The following is a 2,949-nucleotide window of genomic DNA, read 5'->3' on the forward strand; positions in this document are numbered from 1 at the left end:
ACAGGTCTCCGACGATGAGTTTCAAGCGCTCAATATCAAACCCGGTAAGTTTCATGGCGATTGGAACTATACGCTTCTTCCTCGCTCTTAATCGGTAACTTAATTCTTGCCCATGCCTAACGAATCGGTCACCAGGGTGCTGCCACTCAACAGTCCGAGAGCAAGTACCCCAAACACGACCAGACTCACGGTTGCCCAGCGGGGAAGTCCTCCCCAAGCAGAGCGATTGGCGCGCAACGTAATTCCCGCGCTTCGGAGTTCCCGTAAGATGGCGGGATTCTCAACGATCAGTCGTGAACGTCCATGCTCAGCATGCGCGAAACGGACCGGACGTCCACGTTCCACTTTCTCGGCAAACTGTAGTCCTTTGACCGCCCAATCATTCAGCGGTTCCCCATCTTCGGTGAAGACACGAAGACGGTGAGGTTCAAGAGTGACCTCCACCGTGCGGCGCTTGCCGGTGTAGCCATCAAGCAAAGTTGCAGGAAACACAAACGACCCTCCTCTCCTAACTCAAGCCGACAATTCAACACACCAAATATCGGTAGGTGGAAGAGAGGGTTTATTGTAGGAAGGAAGGCTATCGAGACGCCCCGGCGGGGCGCCTCTCCGTGGCATGACTACAATGCCGCAGCCCGAGCCTCGTTGCCGATCAGCTTGGCGACAACCGAATCGATGACTGCATCAGCCCGTGCCCATACTTCTTCTTGGGTAAGCGGCACGATGGGATGGGGGACAGTAATCACTTCATAGGATGGAATACCGAGGTTTTTGCACTGCAGACGAGCAGCAGCCACAAACTCAGTTGTAGAGATATTGGCGGTCGGAATGCCGTTTTCTTCAAAGTAGGCAACATCGTGCGAACTGCACGATATACACGATCCTCACGAACTGACCGCTTCGACCACACCGTGACAGCGTGAGAGAATATCTTTCCTCACTTCTGGTTTGGCCATACGGGCTGGTGACGGCTTGGCGTGCCGCACTACCTGCGCAACGCCGAAGCGGTCTTTGAGCAACGTCTCCACACGATCGAGAAAAACCTTACTGTTGGGAAAACTAATATCGACCAGAGCGATCGTCTTGCCATTGAGACTCGACAATCGCGGTGCAAGCGCTTTCTCCGCTTTTCCACCATAGCCAATCGGGCTAAGCATTTCGTCGGCCATACGTTTGCCTCCTTTCTCTTACTTCATGTTAGTCCACTTGAATCCGTTTTGTCACTGGAGTGCTGCCCAAATCGTCAGCTACCCAGCCTGGAATCGCAGCCGAAAAGCGCCCAGCGGTTCCACCCGCAACCACCACAAAAATTGAATCCGGCGAGCGAAACTTACGGACGCGGTCACCCACCACGAAACCTTTGTTGCTTCCCGTACTGAGCAGCGCCGAGCCGAATCCCTCGCCACCTTCCTTGCCTGGTTTGAGATCGTCGAGCGAAAGCGTCACGTTCTCATACAGAAACTGGCGGACATCTTTTTGTGACAATCCGTCCGCAGCAATGGTTTGGGCATGTTCAGGGCTCAAGACGAGAATGGTATCACCAAAGAGTGGATAGTTTTTGTAGTTCCACAGCCCACCACCCATCGTGCGACCAATCGACCACAGTAACTGCTCAGCGCTACGACTTTGAAAATCGCTGATCTGTTGCGGCGAGCCGCCAGCAAAGAGAGTAATGGCTGAGTCATCGGCACTGCAGCCTCGCTCAGTATGAAATGGTTCCCAGGGAGACTCTTCTTCATTCTCGGCAATGACTGCAGAGTATTGGCCAGGATGGCCCATTGTCGCCTTGGTGAGTTCATGTGGGCGCGCTCCACCGATGTTCATGATTACCAAGCGAAGTGCACGGCCAATCGTGGCGTTCGCACGAAAGCCATGCCCAAGGGCATTGTGGCCACCATTGAGACCGATCATGGAGCGGATTGGGCCATTGATGATTGCCCACGGTGCTGCAGAAAAGAGTGTCACGTTCATACCGTGCGCACACATTTTCTCGTCACACAAACCTTCCACTCCAGCCAAGACAACCGGGAAGTATTCCGGCTTGCATCCAGCCATGACGGCATTAATAGCAACCTTCTCGACTGTGGCTTCACCATACTGCGGGCCGATCGTACCAAGTAATTCATCACGAGCACGATCAGGGGCACCTGAAAGCATATAGGCGACACGATCTCGGGTCGGCGGCACAACAGGGAGGCCGTCTGTCACTCCCTGTTCATAGAGTTTTTCAATAAAGTCTTCAGCAGGATTGAAATGTGCTGATGCAGTGACAGTTGCCATAGACGTCCCCTCCAGAGGCGCTTACTCTAGGACGCTGTATTGAGGATTGCAAGGATCATGACTTGCTCTCTGCTAATAATGTCCGGAGGCGCGCAATCTCCGCTTCTGCATCTGCTGCCCGCTGCTCGGCAGTCCTGGCTCGTTGCTCTGCTTCTCCGGCGTGCTGCTCGGCAGTTTTGGCCCGTTGCTCTGCCTCCCCAGCGTGCTGCTCGGCAGTCTGGAGCTTTTTATCTTTCGTCGGTAACAATTGCCCCTCTCGTGTGGCCCAGCGTAACCACGTGGTCTCGACACCTTCATACACACCATGCCAGCGAACCAACATCAGATCTAGACAGCGACTGGCTAACCGACCTTGGTCATCAGAAGGGATGGGGACATACACGCCGTGCTGTAAACCAAACCCGGAAAAATCGTCAGGGGCAAACGGATCGAACCAGAAGTATTCAGCGACTTTGAGCTGGTTCTGATAGATCAGCTTCTTTTCTGTTTTGTCAGCTGTTGCCGTGCTCTCCGAAAGTAAGGCGGTGGCAGGAAACAACTTACCGCAATAGTGATTGACCGGAGTGGAGAGCCTCTGCACAAGAGCAGGGATGAGAGACGAGACCATTGTGTGCTGGCTTCGGTCTAAGTATCGAAGTCTGGTCGAAGAGCTGGATGAACGCGGGCGAC

The 2,949-nt window shown here is 54.0% G+C and carries 4 protein-coding genes; all 4 read right to left on the reverse strand.

Going from position 1 to position 2,949, the window contains the following annotated elements; translation table 11 throughout:
- Positions 1-99: 99 nt before the first annotated feature.
- Positions 100-492: a hypothetical protein gene (locus FJ147_28105; protein MBM4259747.1), complete on the reverse strand. Its 393-nt coding sequence runs from the start codon at positions 490-492 to the stop codon at positions 100-102.
- A 392-nt stretch (positions 493-884) separates the two neighbouring features.
- Entirely contained in the window at positions 885-1,169 is a 285-nt protein-coding gene (locus FJ147_28110; GenBank protein ID MBM4259748.1) for a hypothetical protein, read from the reverse strand.
- 28 nt (positions 1,170-1,197) lie between these two features.
- A complete protein-coding gene (locus tag FJ147_28115) occupies positions 1,198-2,280 on the reverse strand; it encodes a hypothetical protein (protein ID MBM4259749.1) in 1,083 nt (360 codons plus the stop codon).
- Between the two features lie 55 nt (positions 2,281-2,335).
- Positions 2,336-2,887: a hypothetical protein gene (locus tag FJ147_28120; protein ID MBM4259750.1), complete on the reverse strand. Its 552-nt coding sequence runs from the start codon at positions 2,885-2,887 to the stop codon at positions 2,336-2,338.
- Positions 2,888-2,949: the final 62 nt, after the last annotated feature.

Source organism: Deltaproteobacteria bacterium, assembly GCA_016874775.1.
GTDB lineage: Bacteria > Desulfobacterota > Binatia > Bin18 > Bin18 > VGTJ01.

Excerpts from the sequence above, each read along its gene's own strand:
- FJ147_28110 (MBM4259748.1), bottom strand. The coding sequence starts at position 1,169 with ATGGCCGACGAAATGCTTAGCCCGATTGGCTATGGTGGAAAAGCGGAG.
- FJ147_28115 (MBM4259749.1), bottom strand. The coding sequence starts at position 2,280 with ATGGCAACTGTCACTGCATCAGCACATTTCAATCCTGCTGAAGACTTT.
- FJ147_28120 (MBM4259750.1), bottom strand. The coding sequence starts at position 2,887 with ATGGTCTCGTCTCTCATCCCTGCTCTTGTGCAGAGGCTCTCCACTCCG.